The following is a 16844-nucleotide window of genomic DNA, read 5'->3' as shown; positions in this document are numbered from 1 at the left end:
AGCCATGAACATCGGCATCGTCAACGACTTGCCGCTCGCCGTCGAGGCGCTGCGCCGCGCGATCGCGCTGCGGCCCGAGCACCGCGTGCTGTGGGTCGCGACGGACGGCGCGCAGGCCGTCGATTTCTGCGTCGCGCAGCCGCCGGACCTCGTCCTGATGGACCTCGTGATGCCGCGGATCGACGGCGTGTCGGCGACGCGCAGCATCATGGCGCGCTCGCCGTGCGCGATCCTGATCGTCACCGCGAACGTCGGCGCGAACGCGTCGTACGTCTACGAGGCGATGGGCGCGGGCGCGCTCGACGCGGTCGACACGCCGACGCTCGAGCAGGGCGGCAGCGCCGATCCGTCGCAGCCGCTGCTCGTGAAGATCGACCAGATCGGCCGGCTGCTCGCGACGCGCTCGCCCGTGGCCGCGCCCGCCGCCGCCGCGCCCGCGCCGCAGGGCGCGCTGCCGCCGCTCGTCGCGATCGGCGCGTCGGCGGGCGGGCCGACTGCGTTGACCGCGCTGCTGCGGCGGCTGCCGGGCGATTTTCCGGCGGCGATCGTGATCGTCCAGCATGTCGACCAGGCGTTCGCGATCGGCATGGCGCAGTGGCTCGACGGCTACTCGCAGTTGCCGGTGCGCATCGCGCGGCAGGGCAGCGTGCCGCAGGCGGGCGAGGTGCTGCTCGCGGCGACGAACGACCACCTGCACCTGACGTCGCGCGGATTGCTCGCGTATACGCGGCGTCCGGAAGAGACGCCTTACCGGCCATCGGTCGACGTGTTCTTTCACAGCGTCGTCGATCACTGGAAGGGCGAGGCGATCGGCGTGCTGCTGACGGGCATGGGACGCGACGGCGCGCTCGGCCTGAAGGCGATGCGCACGAAGGGGCATTACACGATCGCGCAGGACGAAGCGACGAGCGCGGTGTACGGAATGCCGAAGGCGGCCGCCGCGATCGGCGCGGCGAGCGCGGTGCTGCCGCTCGAGCGGATCGCCGATCAACTGATCTCGCTCGTTCAGCGCAACAAGCAGCGCTGGCGCTGAGGCCGCGCGCGTTCGTCGCGCGCCCTCATGCGGCGCCGGTCTCTCGCTGCGATTCGCCCGCCGAATCCGGTTTCGATTTCGACGTCGGCCTCGATTTCTTCGCCAAGAACGCCTGCATGCGATCGCCGATAATGTCGAGCGGCAGATGTGCGTTTCTTCCAGACGTGCAGGAGCGGCGGCCCGCGTTCGGCGGACCGTGCGGGGCGGTCCTGCGTTCGTCGTATGCGCGCGCTTCGCCGGCCGGCGAGCCGTTTGCCGCGGTCCCGGCCGATTGCGCGCGCATGGCGACGGGCCCGGTTCGAGCCGCCGACGGGCCCGCTGCATCCTGAAACGTCATTCCACGACTCAGGAGAGCATCATGCAGGCGCTTGGCGTGAAGGCATTGGTATTCGACGTGTTCGGCACCGTGGTCGACTGGCGTTCCGGCGTCATTCGCGACGCGACGCCGTTTCTTGCGAAGTACGGCGGCGCGGGAGCCGATCCGGCCGCTTTCGCGGATGCGTGGCGCGCGCGCTATTCGCCCGCGATGGAGCACGTGCGCAGCGGCCGCCGGCCGTTCACGCGGCTCGACGTGCTGCATCGGGAGAATCTCGAAGCGATCCTGCCCGCGTTCGGCATCGATCGCGCGGGCGTGGCCGACGCCGATCTCGACGCACTGAATCTCGCGTGGCACCGGCTCGATCCGTGGCCCGATTCGGTCGCGGGGCTCGCGCGGCTGAAGGCGCGCTACATCATCGCACCGCTGTCGAACGGCAACGTGATCCTGATGATCGACATGGCGAAGCGCGCGGGATTGCCGTGGGACGCGATCCTCGGCGCCGAAGTGGCGCAGGCGTACAAGCCGACGCCCGAGGCGTACCTGCGCACGGCCGACATCCTCGCGCTGCGTCCCGACGAGGTATGCCTCGTCGCCGCGCACAACGGCGACCTCGCGGCCGCGCGGCGCTGCGGCTATCGGACCGCGTTCGTCGCGCGCCCGCGCGAGCACGGTCCCGCGCAGACGGCAGATCTGCGCGCGGAGCAGGATTGGGACGTCGTCGCGGCGGATTTCGTCGAGCTCGCGGAGCGCTTCGGCGCGTGACGGCATTCACGTCCACGTTTGCTTTCGCGCCCGTCTTCGTCCGCGCGCCCGCCATCACCGCGCCGGTTGCCGCGTGCGCGCGGCATCGCGTACAATCCGCGGCGACCGGAGATGGCATGCCTCCGTACAACCGCCGGCGAGCCGGCTGATGATGCCTACGCGTTCCTGGGTGCAGGAGGTCGTAGGCCATCCGTAGCAAGCGGCGTCCTGCCGCCCGGGTTTGATGTCCTGTCGAATCTGGAAATTCATGAAACGTCTGCACACCCTCGAGCCCGTCGCGGCGCTCGCGCATCTGTGCCGCTGGCTCGCGCTGTCGGCCGCCGTCGGCGCGCTCGCCGGATCGGCGTCCGCGCTCTTCCTTTGGGCGCTCGATCTCGCCACCGGCACGCGCGTCGCGCATCCGTGGCTGCTGTGGCTGCTGCCCGCGGCGGGCTTCGCGACCGGCTGGGTCTATCAGCGCGTCGGCCGGTCCGTCGAGCGCGGCAACAACCTGCTGATCGACGAGATCCACGATCCGCAGACGATCGTGCCGAAGCGGATGGCGCCGCTCGTGCTCGTCGCGACCGTCGTCACGCATCTGTTCGGCGGCTCCGCCGGGCGCGAAGGCACCGCGGTGCAGATGGGCGGCGCGCTCGCCGATCGCGTCACGCAGCTCGCCGGGCTCGATCGTGACGATCGCCGGATCATGCTGATGAGCGGGATCGCCGCGGGCTTCTCCTCGGTGTTCGGCACGCCGCTCGCGGGCGCGGTGTTCGGCCTCGAAGTGCTCGCGATCGGCCGGCTGCGTTACGACGCGCTCTTCGCGTGCGTCGCGGCGTCGATCGTCGCGGATGCGGTGTGCCGGCAATGGGGCATCCATCACACCGTCTACGTCGTGCCGTTCGTGCCCGCGCTGAGCGCGGCGGGCGTTGCGTCGGCGGTGGCGGCGGGCGTCGCGTTCGGCGTCGTCGGCCGGCTGTTCGCCGCCGCGACGCACGCGCTCGGCGCGCTCGCGAAGCGCCGGATCGCGTATCCGCCGCTGCGGCCTGTCGCGGGCGGCGCGCTCGTCGCGCTCGCGGCGACGCTGCTGCATGCGCCGCAGTATCTCGGCCTCGGCATCCCGACGATCGAGGCCGCGTTTCGCGGGCCGCTGCCCGTCTACGATTTCGCGGGCAAGTTCGCGTTCACGGTCGTCACGCTCGCGTCGGGCTTCAAGGGCGGCGAAGTGACGCCGCTCTTCTACATCGGCGCGACGCTCGGCAACGCGCTGTCGCATCTGCTCGCGCTGCCGGTTCCGGTGCTCGCCGGGCTCGGCTTCGTCGCGGTGTTCGCCGGCGCGGCGAACACGCCGATCGCATCGACGATCATGGCGATCGAGTTGTTCGGCGCGCCGATCGGCGCGTATGCGGCGCTGGCTTGCGTCGTCGCGTATCTGTTCTCCGGGCACGCGGGCATCTATCGCGCGCAACGGATCGGTCACGCGAAGCTGCCGGGGCCGCGCGGCGAGGCGAGCCTCGCGAATGCGGTGGCGGGGGAATCGGCGCCGAGGTGATCGCGCGTCGCGGCGCGGCGACGAAGCGGGGCGGTCGCGATTGTCGGCGCGCGCGTCGAATGCGCGGCGCGCGCGTCAATTGCGCGCTGACGGCGAACTGACCGGATGGCGAACTGGTTGCGAACCGATGGATCGCGGACCGAGCGGCGGAGCCGGCTCACACCGGCTGCCGGCGTCCGCGCGCGAGCGTCGGGCCGCTCGACGCCGCGCGCGACGGCAGACGCCAGGCGACATACGCGAGCGCCGCGAGCGCCGGAAACACGAGCACGCTCGCCTCGGGGCCGACCGTGCCGCCGCTCAGCCAGACGGGGCCGATCGCGTGGCTCCTGAACAGCGCGCCGGGCGCGGTGAGCCCGCTGTCGGCCGCGCCGAACAGGAACGATTCGCTCCAGTTCCACATCGCATGCTCGCCGAGCACCCACCACAGCGAGCCGGTGCGCCAGATCGCGAGACACGCGACGAGCCCGTAGATCACGACGGGCACGATGCCCGCGATGTTCTCGTTGCGATTCGACACGTGCGAGATGCCGAAGGCGAGTGACGTGAGCGCCGCCGCGACGACGGGGTGCGTGCGCTGCGCGAGCTTCATGAACGCATAGCCGCGAAACGCGACTTCCTCGGCGAGCGCGACGAGCACGAACGCGGCCGCCCACGCAACGGCCGATTCGGACGCGGCCGCTCCGCTCACGCCCGAGTATTCGATCGTCGCGCCGCCCGTCGCGACGAGCAGGCCCATGATCGCCGACACCGCGACGAGACCGCAGAACGCGCCCCAGGCGAAATGCGCCGCGCCGCGCGGCGCGCGCAGGCCGTAATCGAGCCACGAGCGGCGATCGAGGCGGCTCATCACGCGCGTTGCGATCAGCGCGGCCGCGCACAGCGCGAGCTCGAACGGAATCTGTCCGGCCGCGCTCAGATCGCTGCGCGGCCGGAACGGATGATGCGCGATGCGCGCCGCAAAGCCGAGCGCGAGCAGGACCGCCGCGACGATCGCCGCGTAAAGCAGCACGGCCCAGCCGGCGCGCAGGCCATCGGCGCCGTGCCAGATGCGTTTGAGTCGAGGCGGTAACGGGGGCGGCCAGCCGGTTTTGTTCACATCTCCCATTTGCGCGTCCCTGGATTTTTCGATGATCAGGCTTACGAAATGCCTTCGCGTACGGCGCTCGGCCAGGTCTCGGAATGCGGCGCGTACGGGGCCGAATGGTACATCCCGCGCGAGAAAATGTGGTGTCGCCGATTGTGGAGAATGGTGACGATGTGTCTGGCGGCGCGCGGCGGGCGATGTGTCGGGTTGCGCCGCGTCGTCTCACGCATCGCCTAACGCGCGGCGTCGCGCGCGCTGAGCAGCGCGGCTGCGCGCGAGCGCCGCGTCGATGTTGCCCACGACGGCGAGCTTGACGCGATAGTTGATCAGCTTCTGCACGAGATGCCCGGCGACGCGCGTGTCGAGGCGAAAGAAGTCGTCGTGCAGATGCTCGGCCGCCACCGCGACCCACGCCGCGTCGTGCTCCCACGCGGCGGCGAGCAAGGTTTCGGCGGCTCCGTCGCGCAGCGGCGCGGCGCTCGCCGCGTCGAAACGCAATACGCGCACGTCGCCGACGGTCAGCATCTCATGTTTCATCGCGTGAACCTTTCATGTGGCCGACGAGAAGATCGAGCATCACGTCGCGCTGCCCGCGGACGAAGTGCGGCTGGTCGGCGGCCGGCGCACGTGCGCATGCGGCGGCAACCGTCGCACGCGTCGCGCCGTGACGATAGCGCGTGATCATCGCGCGAACGATGCGGCGAGCGTGTCGAGCATGCCGAGCAGCGCCGCCGCGTCGCCGGCGGAGGCGACGATCACGACCTTCAGCCGCCGCTCGGCCGGATCGAAGATCGTTTCGAGATGAACCGGATGGGCGCGTGTTTCGTGCGTCGACAGCATCGCCTGCAGGCTCCGCGCGACATGGCTGTGCAACTCGGGTGACGCGTCCTGCAGGTCCGCGACGCAGGTGACGCGCGCGGGCGGCGGCTGTTTCGCCGCATCGGGCGGCGCGCCGGCGAACGCGTCGAGATCGGCGCGCGCGATCCGGTAGGCCTTGCCGATGCGCGTCGCGCGCAGGCGGCCTTCGCGGATGAAGCGCAGCACTGTCTTCGGATGCAGGCGCAAGCGTTCGGCGGCTTCGTCGACGGTGTGGAACGGTTCGAGCATGGCGGCGGCACGGAGACATCCAATGAAAATATTCCCTATTGTTCCTTGAGTCGAGGATTTTTGGGAATATTTGGGAATATTCGTGAGTGGCAGCTCAGGCGGCGCGCCGCTCCTTGACGATCCGGCCTCGCTGCAGCACGTACTCGATCCGCTCGCCCTGGCCGGCGACGACTTCGATGTCGGCGAGCGGATCGCCGTCGATCACGAGCACGTCCGCGATCGCGCCGGCGGCAATCGTGCCGAGCTCGCCTGACATGCCGACGATGTCGGCGGCGACGGTCGTCGCCGATCGCAGCGCTTCGAGCGTGCCGAGCGCGTCCGCGCGAATGCGGAACTCGCTGCACTGGAACGCGTGCATTTCGCCGAGCAGATCGGAGCCGAAGCCCATCCGCACGCCGGCGCGCGCGTAGATGTCGAGCGAAGCCCGGCCCGCCTGCCGAACGGATGCGATCTTCGCGATCGAATCGGCCGGCATCCCGAATTGCGCGCCGTGCTGCTCGAGCGCATCGTAGGTGACGAGCGTCGGAACGACGAACGCGCCGTGTTCGCGCATCACGTCCGCCGCCGCTGCGTCGACGAGGTTGCCGTGCTCGATCGTGCGCACGCCGCAGCGCACGGCGCGCGCGATCGCCCGCGCCGTGTACGCATGCGCCATCACATAGGTGTTCGCCGCTTGCGCCTCGGCGACGATCGCGCGAATCTCGTCCTCCGAATATTGCGTGTTCGCGATCGGATCGGACGGCGACGCGACGCCGCCCGACGCCATGATCTTGATCTGCGTCGCGCCTTTCTGGATCTCCTCGCGCACTGCGAGCCGTACTGCGTCGACGCCGTCGGCGACGCGCGCGATCGCGCCCGCGCGGAAGCAGCACGAGCACGGTTCGAGCGAGTCGCCGCGCGGCCGGAAGTCGCCGTGTCCGCCCGTTTGCGACAGCGCCTTGCCCGACGGAAAGATTCGCGGCCCCGGCACGAGGCCCGTGTCGATCGCGTGCATCAGAGACCAGTCGGCGCCGCCCGCGTCGCGCACGCTCGTGAAGCCGCGAGAGAGCATCGCGTCGAGGATCGGCAGCGCGCGGATCACCGCGAGGATGTTCGGCTGCGCCGCGTTCGCGCCGAGGTTCGCGTTCGACGCGAGCACGTGAACGTGGCAATCGATGAAGCCCGGCATCACCGTCTTGCCGTGCGCGTCGATCACGCGTGCGCCGGGGAGATCGGGCTCGCGATCGGTGACGTCGACGATGCGTTCGCCGTCGATCACGACATGATGCCGTTTCAGCACGATCCCGCGTTCGAGATCGAGTACGTTGCCGCCTTGAATCACCTTGAGCGTCATTGCGTTTGTCCTTGTGGAATGAAAGTCGTCGCGCGCGCGTCCTTCACGTGGAAGGCGCCGGCGCGGCTGATGGCCGCGGCGGCCATCACATGAGGGCGGGCGCCATGTCGCTGCCTGTCTTCGCGACCGGCCACGCGGTCAGGAACGGCGCGAATCCGCCGAACAGCGTGGCGGCGAAGTTGTCTGCGACGGGACAGTGCGACGGAAGGAGAGGCGTGATGCGCATGATGAGTGCCCGGATTCGGCTTCGGGATGACGAGCGCGCACGGGCCGAATGCGACAGGCGCGCGAACAAAGCGTCATGGTAGTGCGCAGCGTGCGCGGCGGGGAGCGGTGTTTGCCCTTCGTGCGCCTGTCGTCGGGCGGCCGGCGCGCAGGCGCTCGGGCAAGGGGCCGGCGCGCGCTTTCCGTCGCCGGGTTCATGCGCTGCAGGCGCGCGGCTGTAGCACGCGCGTGCGACGCGTACGTGGCACGCCGTCGCCGTTCGATACCTGAGATTCAGTACCGCGAGATCTGGTTGCCGTCGATGCGCACGCGATCGCCCGGACGCAGATCGCCCGGCGTTTGCAGGTCGAGCGAGCGCATCGAGCCGTCGCTCAGTTGCACGTCGACGCGATAGGCGCTCGGCTGCGCGCCCATCTGCTGGCCGATCTGGTTGCCCGCGACCGCGCCGCCGAGCGCGCCGATGACCGTCGCGGCGTCGCGGCCGTGTCCGCGGCCGATCTGGTTGCCGAGCACGCCGCCCACGAGCGCGCCGACGACGGTGCCCGCGACGCCCGACGGGCCCGTCGCGCCGCCGATCGGGCGGATGCCGGCGATCGTGCCGTACTGCGTCGAGTAGCCCGAATAGCCGGACTGATAGCCCTGTTGCGGATAGCCGGGCTGCGAGTAATCGGGCTGCGCGTATGACGGTTGCGTGTAGGCCGGCTGCGCGTACGACGGCTGCGCATAGGCGGGCGCGCCGTACTGCGGCTGTGAACCATACGGTCCGTACGCATTCGGCGCGACACATGCGCTCAGCGACAGCGCGGCTGTCGCGGCGAGCGAAACGAGCAGGGTGGTCTTCGTGAAAGCCGGGCGCTTCGTTGTCGTTGTTCGGGTGGGCTTCGTGTTCATGGTAGCGGGTGGTTGCTGTTACACGCCGGCAGTATAGGGAATGCGCCCATCGTTGGATGAGCGTCGCGCGTAACAGTGTGTAAAGTCTGTTGCCGCGCGGTCGGTCGGGGCGGCGAAGCGATCCGTCCGATGAAAACACGGTGTCGTCGGGCGCGTGCGCCGGATGCTTCGAGCATCTCGAACGGCGCTCCTGAAAACATCCGGCATTCGAAGTCGCCAGTCGAAGTCGCGAGTCCACCCCGTTAGCATCTTCCCGTGGCTCCCATGCCCGAGCGCTCCGGCCACCCGCCGCGCCGCGCGCGTCAACCGACAAATCTCCGGAACGAAAACGCGCCCAGCGCATCGCGCACCTCGTCGAGCGTGCGCTGCGTGACGTCGTTCGCGCGCGCGGTGCCTTCCTTCAGCACGTCGACGATATAGCCCGGCTCGCGCGCGAACTGCGCGCGCCGCTCGCGGATCGGCGCGATCAACGCCTGCAGCCTGTCTTCGAGCCGGCGCTTGAGCGCCATGTCGCCGAGGCCGCCCGCGCGATACGCGGCCTTCAGCCGCTCGACTTCGTCCGGCTCGTCGTCGAACGCGTCGAGATACGTGAACACGACGTTGCCCTCGACCGTGCCCGGATCGGACACGCGCAAGTGCTTCGGATCGGTGTACATCCGCTTGACCGCATCGGCGATCGCCGACGGCGGCGACGACAGCGCAATCGCATTGCCCTGCGATTTGCTCATCTTCGCCCGGCCGTCGACGCCCGGCAGCCGTCCCGTCGGCGAGATCAGCGCGCTCGCCTCGGGCAGCACGTCCACGCCCGCCTGCCGGTTGATGCGGCGGACGATCTCGTTCGTCTGCTCGACGAGCGGCAACTGATCGTCGCCGACGGGCACCGTGTCGGCCTTGAACGCGGTGATGTCGGCCGCCTGCGCGACCGGGTAGCAGAGAAAGCCGGCGGGAATGTCGCGGCCGAAGCCGCGCGCGTGGATCTCATCCTTGATCGTCGGATTGCGCTCGAGGCGCGCGACGGTGACGAAGTTCAGATAGAAGAGCGTCAGCTCGGCGAGCGCGGGCAGGCCCGACTGCACGGCGATCGTGCTCCTGCGCGGATCGATGCCGACGGCCAGATAGTCGAGCGCGACTTCGATCACGTTGCGGCGGACCTTGTCGGGGTCGTGCGCGTTGTCGGTCAGCGCTTGCGTGTCGGCGACGAGGATGAATTGCCGGTGCGTGTCCTGCAGCGCGATGCGTGTCTTCAGCGAGCCGATGTAATGGCCGAGGTGCAGCGCGCCCGTCGGGCGATCGCCCGTCAATGCGACCGGCGGTCGGGGCGGGGTCGAGATGTCGTCTTGCATGAACGGTTTCTCCGGGAAGAACCGCCGCAATCCGGGCCGAACGAAGGGGCGCGATCGACGCAATGCCGGCCGGATGCGGCGGCATGGTCGTGGTGGGGACGTGACGATACCGCTCCTTCAGGAGCGGCGCCAGAAATGCGAGCGGGAAAGCCGCTGAGTCGACATGTGGTCAGGGCCAGGGCAAGCCAGTCATGAGCGTAAACAGCCCTAGGGTCGCACATTTTCGTTTTTCTCGCCATGCGAGGCGAACCGTTCGCGATAGGCCTGCGGCGTCACGCCGAGCATGCGCAGGAAGCTGCGGCGCATCGTTTCCTCGCTGCCGAATCCGCAGCGCGCGGCGATCCGCTTGATCGGCAGCGGCGCGTCGGCGAGCAGGTTGCGCGCGACTTCGACGCGCATCTGCTCGATCGCCCGCGCGGGCGTCTTGCCGGTCGTCTCGCGGTAGCGGCGCATGAAGCTGCGCTCGCTCATGCCGGCGCGCGCGGCGAGCGTCGCGACCGACAGGTCCGCGCCGAGATTCGCGGCTGCCCACGCGTGCAGTTCGCCGAAGCGGCCGCCCTCGTGCTGCAGCGACAGCGCGGTGCTGAATTGCGCCTGGCCGCCCGGCCGCTTCAGAAATACGACGAGATGCCGCGCGACGTCGAGCGCGAGCGCGCGGCCGAGATCGTCCTCGACGAGCGCGAGCGCCAGATCGATGCCGGCCGTGACGCCCGCCGACGTCCAGACGTTGCCGTCGCGGATGAAAATGGGATCGGGCTCGACGCGCACGTCGGGATAGCGTTGCGCGAGCTCGTCGCAGCGCGACCAGTGCGTGACGGCGCGGCGGCCGTCGAGCAGCCCGGCCGCGGCGAGCACGAACGCGCCCGAGCACACCGACGCGACGCGCCGCGTTTGCGCCGCGCGGCGGCGCACCCAGTCGACGAGCCGCGGATTGCGCGCGGCGTCGTAGACGCCCCAGCCGCCCGCGACGATCAGCGTGTCGGACGGCTCGCGCGCGGCGGGCAGCGGCGCGGCGACGAACGCGAGCCCGGCCGACGACATGACCGAAGGCGCGCCTGCGGTGACGACGCTCGGCGCGTACGGAATCGCGAGCCCGCGGCGCGCGGCGAAGTCGTTCGCAGTCGAGAACACCTGCAGCGGCCCGGTGACGTCGAGCAACTGCACGTCGTCGAACGCGAGCACGTGCACCGGGCGCGCGGCGGCAGGTTCGAGCGCGGGCAGCGCGGCCGGCGGCGAGGCTGGCGGCGAGGTTGGCGGGAAACGTGGGGACTTTGGCATATCCGCCATACGGTACTTGCGTACAGTCGGTTTGTCCACGATGCCGGTGCGCTGGGCCGGGCCGGCGTGACACGCATGACGCTCATGAAAAGGAGGAGGTTCCGCATGGCCATCGAAGTGGGATTACTGTTGTTTCCGCAGGTGCAGCAACTCGACCTGACCGGGCCGCACGACGTGTTCGCGTCGCTGCCCGGCGTCACGGTGCGGCTCGTCTGGAAAACGCGCGAGCCGGTGACGGCGAGCAGCGGGCTCGTGCTTGCGCCGAACGCGACGTTCGACGACTGTCCGCCGCTCGACGTGATCTGCGTGCCGGGCGGCGTCGGCGTCGCCGAACTGATGGAGGATGCGGACACGCTCGCGTTCATTCGCCGGCACGCGGCGCACGCGCGCTACGTGAGCTCGGTGTGTACGGGCGCGCTCGTGCTCGGCGCGGCGGGGCTGCTGCGCGGGCGGCGCGCGACGACGCACTGGGCGTTCCATTCGCTGCTCGCGCCGCTCGGCGCGACGCCGGTGCGCGAGCGCGTCGTGCGCGACGGCAATCTCGTGACGGGCGGCGGCGTGACGGCGGGGATCGATTTTGCGTTGACGCTCGCGGCGGAGCTCGTCGGCGAGGACGACGCGCAGGCGGTGCAGTTGCAGCTCGAATATGCGCCGGCGCCGCCGTTCGACGCGGGCGATCCGGATACCGCGCCGGCGCGGATCGTCGAGCGCGTGCGCGAGCGGTCGAAGCCGGCGCTCGCGCGGCGCGAGCAGGTGGTCGGGCGCGTCGCGGCGGCGCTGGAGCTGCAACGGGCCGACGGGTGATGCGCATCGCGTGTTGACCGATCGACGCGGGGGCCTCGACGCGATGCGATCCTCCGCGTCTCGGCTGGGGGCCGGGTTGCGGGCGCTCCAGTCGAGCCGCGTGTCGATCGATTGAACGGGCGTCGCGACTTCGGTTGTCTCGGCGCGTGCCGGGCGCGTCGCGCCCGGCCCCAACCGCCGCTACTTTTCGACCGCGACGGCCGAATCGTCGACCTGCCCGCCGTCGCGGTTCCCGTCGAGCGCGCCGCGCGAGCGTCGCGCGTCGTGCCCGTCGAGCACGCCGGGCTTGTCGCGTTCGCCACGCTCGTTGCGCTCGTCGCGTCCGTCATGCTCGTCGCGCAGCCAGTCGGCGATGTCGCCGCCCGTCTGCTCGATCAGCCCCTTCGCGAGCTCGAGCGCCTGCCGCTCGAACAGCCGCCGGTAGACGCCGCCTTCGAGCCGGATCAGCTCATCGTGGCTGCCTTCCTCGATCACGCGCCCCTTGTCGAGCACGATCAGCCGATCGAGCGCGCGCACCGTCGACAGCCGGTGCGCGACGACGAGCGTCGTGCGCCCCACCATCAGCCGCTCCATCGCCTGCTGGATCAGCACTTCGCTTTCGCTGTCGAGGCTCGACGTCGCTTCGTCGAGGATCAGCACCGGCGCATCGGCGAGGAACGCGCGCGCGATCGCGACGCGCTGCCGCTCGCCGCCCGACAGCTTGATCCCGCGCTCGCCGACGAGCGTGTCGTAGCCCTGCGGCAGCGCGTCGATGAAGTCGTGCGCGCTCGCGAGCCGCGCGGCGCGCTCGATCTCGGCGCGGGTCGCGCCGGGCCGCGCGTACGCGATGTTCTCGGCAAGCGTGCGGTGGAACAGCAGCGGCTCCTGCTGGACGATCGCGATCTGGCTGCGCAGCGAAGCCTGCGTGACGTCCGCGATGTTCTGCCCGTCGATCGTGACGCACCCGCCGTCGACATCGTAAAGCCGCTGGATCAGCTTGATGAACGACGTCTTGCCCGACCCGGAATGCCCGACGAGCCCGATCCGCTCGCCCGGCGCGATCCGGATCGAGAAGTCGTCGTACAGCGGCTTCGCGTGCGCGCCGCTGTAGCCGAACGTTACGCGCTCGAAGCGGATCTCGCCGCGCGTGATCGAGATCGGCTTCGCGCCCGGCTTGTCGTCGATCCCGAGCGGCTGCCGCTCGAGCGACACGAGCTCTTCCATGTCGTTGACCGAGCGCTGCAGGTTGCGGATGTGCATGCCGATGTCGCGCAGGTAGCCTTGCAGCACGAGGAACGTCGTCAGCGCGAACGTGATGTCGCCGATGCTCGCGCGATCGTGCGCCCATAGCCACAGCGCGGCGCCGAGGATCGCCGCCTGCATCGCGACGAGCATCGCGCCCTGCACGCCGCCGTTCAGCGTGCCGCGCCGCCACGCGCGGCGGGTGCGCGCGCGCCACTTCGACACGACGCCGTCGAGCCGCGCCTCTTCGCGCGTCTCCGCGCCGAACGCCTTGACGACCGGGTTGCAGCTCACCGCGTCGGCGAGCGCGCCGCCCATGCGCGTGTCCCACAGGTTGCCGAGCCGCGCGGCGGGCGCGACGTAGCGCAGCGACATCGTGACCGTCACCGCGATGAAGACGACGGAGCCGCCGCCGACCACCGCGCCCATCACCGGCCAGTGCAGGCCGAGCAGCAGCGTCGCGCCCGTCAGCATCACGACGGACGGCAGCAGCGCGACGAGCAGCGTGTCGTTGAGCAGGTCGATCGCCCACATGCCGCGCGTGATCTTGCGCACGGTCGAGCCGGCGAAGCTGTTCGCGTGCCAGTCGGTCGAAAAGCGCTGCACGCGATGAAACGCGTTCGCCGCGATTTCGCTCATCATCTCGAGCGTCAGCACGATGATGTTGCGGAACGCCGCCTGCCGCAGCAGCGTGCATGCTATGCCGATGCCGATCAGCACGCCGAACGCGTGCAGCGCGCGGCTCCATGCGCCGGCCTTGTCGGCGGCGGCGACGCCGTGCGACAGCGCGTCGATGAGGCGTCCCGCGAAGAGCGGCGTCAGCACGTCGCCGAGCGCGGTGGCGAGTGCGAAGAAGGCGATGGCGGCGATGCGCGCGGGTTGCGCGCGCCAGTGCCGGAAGGTGAACGCGAGCACGTCGGTAAACGCGCGTCCGCCCGGATGAGGAGTTTTCTGGGCCATTTGTCGGGGCCCGGCCGCTCGTGGCGGACGGGACTTGTCGATTGTTGTTCGAAACAAAAGCCGGACGGACGCCGCTGCGCGTCAGCGCGCGAAGCGAAGGCGAAAAACTGTCCGGAAGCTGGGCGGGCCGGAGCGTGGCCCGCGAAGACGACGACTTAAGATGCGCGCCGTGGAACTGCCATCGAGGAGGCAACATGCATTTGCGACATCTGGCACCTCCTTCGAGCGTTGAGTGAGTGGAATGAAAGCGAGCGAAGTTCAGCTCGTGAAGCGATTCTAGCGGCCGTTTCGCGTTGCTGCAATGTCAGACGAATGGATGTTGCTGATTCGACACGCGGCGTCGCGGCGCGCCGCGACCGCCGGGGTTGGAAGGCGGGGGGACATCGGGTCTCGGCGAGCGTCGCGATTGCATCGCGCGGGCATGTCCCGAACGGGCACGTCCCGAACGGGCATGTCCCGAACATGTCCCGACGTTATGGGACAATCCGGCGTCCCCCTGTAGAACCGACCATTGACCGAGGAAACGATGAGCGACTTTCAACCAGGCATTCTGGCTCCGATTCCGGCCGCGAGCCGCTACCTGTCCTTCCGGATCGCGCATCCGGAGCATGCGGCGAGCGTGCTCGCCGCGTTGCGCGACGCGCTCGACGGCGCCGGCACGGTGATCGGCATCGGGCCGTCGCTCGTGCAGGCGCTCGACAAGAAGATCGACGGCCTGAAGGAGTTTCCCGAACTGTCGGTGCCGGGCGCGCCGGTGCCGTCGACGCCCGCGGCGCTGTGGGTCTGGCTGCGCGCCGACGATCTCGGCGCGGCCACCGTGCGCTCGCGCGACATCGAGCAGCTCGTCGCGCCCGCGTTCGAGCTCGACGCCGCGGCGAACGCGTTCCGCTACGCGGACGACCGCGACCTGTCCGGCTACGAGGACGGCACCGAGAACCCGGAAGGCGACGAGGCGCTCGAAGCCGCGTTCGTGTCCGGCAAGGGCGCGGGGCTCGACGGCGCGAGCTTCGTCGCGGTCCAGCAATGGGTGCACGACTTCGGCAAGATGCGCGAGATTCCGGGCGACGAGATGGACCGGGTCATCGGCCGCCGCAAGGAAGACAACGAGGAGCTCGAAGACGCGCCCGCGTACGCGCACGTGAAGCGCACCGAGCAGGAGAGCTTCGAGCCGGAGGCGAAGGTGCTGCGCCGCTCGTCGCCGTGGGCGGACGAGCGCCGCGCCGGTCTGTACTTCGTCGCGTTCGGCCATTCGTTCCGCGCATTCGAAGTGCAGATGCGCAGGATGATCGGCGCGACCGACGGCGTGCACGACGGCCTGTTTCGCTTCACGCAGCCGATCACCGGCTCGTTCTTCTGGTGTCCGCCCGTCATGGACGGCAAGCTCGATCTGTCGGCGCTCGGACTGTAACGGCGGCGCGGCGGCGTCGCGCGGGTGTCCGCGCGCCCGTCACTTCAACGTCGTCTCGATCCGCGTCCCGCGCTTGATGAACAGCGTGACCGGCGTCTTCTCGGCGATTTCCGCGAGCCGCGTGCGCTGCGCGTCGTCGAGCGCGCCGTCGACGACGATCGTGCGCCGCACGTATTGCGCGCCCGCGCGGTCGACATGCAGCTCGGCGCGCGCGGCGAGGCGCGCGGCCGGCCAGGCCTTGCGCCGCATGTACATCCGCAGCGTCGAGACCGTGCACGCGGCGAGCCCCGACAGCACGAGCTCGTACGGCGCGGGGCCGACGTTGCCGCCGCCCTCGTGCTCGTTCTCGTCGCCTTGCAGGCGGTGCTTTCCGGCTTCGAGGTCGACGACGTAGTTCGGCGCGTCGGGGGCCATTTCGGCGGTGGCGTGAATGAGCGGCATGGCGTGTTCTCGAGGTAAGGGGAAGGAGCGGGCCGGCGCGCCGGCCACGGTCACGATAGGCGAGCATAAACGGCTTCGCGTGCGCCTGCAGCGATGCCTACGCGCCGGCGGGATGCGACGACGCGGCGCGCACGACGTCGATCACGCGCTGCCGGAACCACTGGTGCGCGCGGTCGAGCTCGCGCGACTCGTGCCAGTACGCGAGGATCGGGTAGGGCTTGAGCCGCAGCGGCAGCGGCAGCACCGCGATCGGCAGCAGCCGCGTCATGCGCAGCGCGTAAGAGCGCGGCAGCGTCAGCAGCAGGTCGCCCGACGCCGCGATCTGGCACGCGGCGAAGTAGTGCTGGCAGACGAGCTGGATCTGCCGGAAGCGCCCGTCGGCGCCGAGCAGTACGTCGAGCGTGTGCGGCTCGCCGAGCGGCGACACCGTCACGTGCCGCGCGGCGAAATAGTCGGCGCGGCGCAGCGGCGCGCCCGCGAGCGGATGGTCGCGCCGCATCGCGACGACGAGCGTGTCGTCCGCCACGTATTCGGCGGCCATTCGCGGCCCGGCGGGCACGCGGCGCTCGATCGCGAGATCGAGGTTGCCGCTGCCGAGCTCGCGCTCGATGTCGGCAACCGGCACGCGGCGGCTCACGAGCCGCACGCCGGGCGCGTCGTGCGCGAGCGCCTCGACGAGCTGCGGCAGCGCGATCGATTCGAGCACGTCGCGCACGCCGACGACGAAGCGCATGTCGAGCGCGTCCGGGCTGAAGCGCGTCTGCGCGCGCGCCGCGCCCTGCAGACCTTTCAGATGGAGCTGGACGTCCGCGATCACCGCGCGCGTGCGCTCGGTCGGCACGACCTTGTTGCCCTGCCGCACGAACAGCGGATCGCCGAAGTGCGCGCGCAGCCGGTTCAGCGCGTGCGTGACGGCCGGCTGCGTCAGGTGCAGCGCGCGGGCGGCGGCGCTGATGCCGCCCTGCGCGTAGACCGCGTCGAGCACGCGGAACAGGTTCAGGTCGAGTCGGTGGTCGGGCTGCATCGGCGTTCCGGCGTTTCGAGGCGTTGGCGTTCCGACGTATCGGCGCGGCTTGCGCGATCGCGCAAGCCCATCAATGACGT

Annotated in this window: 15 protein-coding genes, 2 pseudogenes and 1 riboswitch; of the genes and pseudogenes, 5 read left to right on the top strand and 12 right to left on the bottom strand. The window is 70.2% G+C overall.

The annotated features are described in order from the left end of the window. Positions 1-4 precede the first annotated feature (4 nt). The 3 genes from WS92_RS01295 (at position 5) to WS92_RS01280 (ending at position 3645) form a co-directional block, all read left to right on the top strand. Complete coding sequence (locus WS92_RS01295; RefSeq protein WP_015603743.1) at positions 5-1033, top strand: chemotaxis response regulator protein-glutamate methylesterase; 1029 nt, start codon at positions 5-7, stop codon at positions 1031-1033. A gap of 358 nt (positions 1034-1391) precedes the next feature. Then, entirely contained in the window at positions 1392-2114 is a 723-nt protein-coding gene (locus WS92_RS01285) for a haloacid dehalogenase type II (protein ID WP_006027992.1), read from the top strand. Positions 2115-2212: 98 nt separating this feature from the next. Further along, positions 2213-2279, top strand: a riboswitch (Fluoride riboswitch). 82 nt (positions 2280-2361) lie between these two features. After that, positions 2362-3645 carry a voltage-gated chloride channel family protein gene (locus WS92_RS01280; protein ID WP_059928966.1) on the top strand — a complete coding sequence of 428 codons (1284 nt, stop codon included), beginning with the start codon at positions 2362-2364 and terminating at the stop codon, positions 3643-3645. A 157-nt stretch (positions 3646-3802) separates the two neighbouring features. Here the strand turns inward: WS92_RS01280 and WS92_RS01275 are convergent, their stop codons facing one another. The 8 genes and pseudogenes from WS92_RS01275 to WS92_RS01245 all read right to left on the bottom strand — a co-directional run bounded on the left by WS92_RS01275 (position 3803) and on the right by WS92_RS01245 (position 10915). After that, complete coding sequence (locus WS92_RS01275; RefSeq protein WP_059928963.1) at positions 3803-4750, bottom strand: CPBP family intramembrane glutamic endopeptidase; 948 nt, start codon at positions 4748-4750, stop codon at positions 3803-3805. A 201-nt stretch (positions 4751-4951) separates the two neighbouring features. Beyond that, the gene (locus WS92_RS01270) at positions 4952-5266 is read right to left on the bottom strand and encodes a DUF4180 domain-containing protein (protein WP_231749020.1); all 315 of its coding nucleotides are present in this window, start codon (positions 5264-5266) and stop codon (positions 4952-4954) included. A 144-nt stretch (positions 5267-5410) separates the two neighbouring features. Continuing rightward, positions 5411-5836, bottom strand: coding sequence for a helix-turn-helix domain-containing protein (locus WS92_RS01265; RefSeq protein WP_015603399.1), 426 nt, complete (start codon positions 5834-5836; stop codon positions 5411-5413). A gap of 94 nt (positions 5837-5930) precedes the next feature. After that, positions 5931-7169, bottom strand: a complete 1239-nt coding sequence (locus tag WS92_RS01260) for a metal-dependent hydrolase family protein (protein ID WP_059928960.1) — start codon at positions 7167-7169, stop codon at positions 5931-5933. Continuing rightward, positions 7166-7359: pseudogene (locus tag WS92_RS36215) on the bottom strand (MFS transporter); the annotation flags it as partial. The gene WS92_RS01260 and the pseudogene WS92_RS36215, both read right to left, overlap by 4 nt. 308 nt (positions 7360-7667) lie before the next feature. Further along, positions 7668-8285 (bottom strand): outer membrane lipoprotein, encoded by a 618-nt coding sequence (locus WS92_RS01255; RefSeq protein ID WP_059928957.1) that lies wholly within the window; start codon positions 8283-8285, stop codon positions 7668-7670. 302 nt (positions 8286-8587) lie between these two features. After that, positions 8588-9628 carry a tryptophan--tRNA ligase gene (gene trpS, locus WS92_RS01250; protein ID WP_009915753.1) on the bottom strand — a complete coding sequence of 347 codons (1041 nt, stop codon included), beginning with the start codon at positions 9626-9628 and terminating at the stop codon, positions 8588-8590. 207 nt (positions 9629-9835) lie between these two features. After that, positions 9836-10915, bottom strand: a complete 1080-nt coding sequence (locus WS92_RS01245; protein WP_059928954.1) for a GlxA family transcriptional regulator — start codon at positions 10913-10915, stop codon at positions 9836-9838. 96 nt (positions 10916-11011) lie between these two features. Between WS92_RS01245 and WS92_RS01240 the strand changes: the two genes are divergently transcribed. Next, positions 11012-11710 (top strand): DJ-1/PfpI family protein, encoded by a 699-nt coding sequence (locus WS92_RS01240; RefSeq protein WP_059928952.1) that lies wholly within the window; start codon positions 11012-11014, stop codon positions 11708-11710. A 180-nt stretch (positions 11711-11890) separates the two neighbouring features. Here WS92_RS01240 and WS92_RS01235 read toward each other — a convergent pair whose 3' ends face one another. Together WS92_RS01235 and WS92_RS37055 are read right to left on the bottom strand one after the other, a co-directional pair. Then, the gene (locus tag WS92_RS01235; RefSeq protein WP_015604136.1) at positions 11891-13891 is read right to left on the bottom strand and encodes an ABC transporter ATP-binding protein; all 2001 of its coding nucleotides are present in this window, start codon (positions 13889-13891) and stop codon (positions 11891-11893) included. An 81-nt stretch (positions 13892-13972) separates the two neighbouring features. Then, a pseudogene (locus WS92_RS37055) lies at positions 13973-14262 on the bottom strand (hypothetical protein); the annotation flags it as partial. 155 nt (positions 14263-14417) lie between these two features. Here WS92_RS37055 and WS92_RS01230 point away from each other — a divergent pair. Next, on the top strand, positions 14418-15299 hold the full coding sequence (locus WS92_RS01230; protein WP_059928949.1) for a Dyp-type peroxidase: 882 nt from the start codon (positions 14418-14420) through the stop codon (positions 15297-15299). A gap of 39 nt (positions 15300-15338) precedes the next feature. Here WS92_RS01230 and WS92_RS01225 read toward each other — a convergent pair whose 3' ends face one another. Further along, positions 15339-15740 carry an OsmC family protein gene (locus tag WS92_RS01225; protein WP_059928945.1) on the bottom strand — a complete coding sequence of 134 codons (402 nt, stop codon included), beginning with the start codon at positions 15738-15740 and terminating at the stop codon, positions 15339-15341. 97 nt (positions 15741-15837) lie between these two features. Then, on the bottom strand, positions 15838-16764 hold the full coding sequence (locus WS92_RS01220) for a LysR family transcriptional regulator (protein WP_059928943.1): 927 nt from the start codon (positions 16762-16764) through the stop codon (positions 15838-15840). Between the last annotated feature and the right edge of the window lie 80 nt (positions 16765-16844).

This window comes from Burkholderia sp. MSMB1588 (genome assembly GCF_001546925.1).
In the GTDB taxonomy this organism is placed as follows: domain Bacteria; phylum Pseudomonadota; class Gammaproteobacteria; order Burkholderiales; family Burkholderiaceae; genus Burkholderia; species Burkholderia humptydooensis.
The sequence above is the reverse complement of the archived record's forward strand: the minus strand, read 5'-3'. Positions and strand labels throughout refer to the sequence as shown.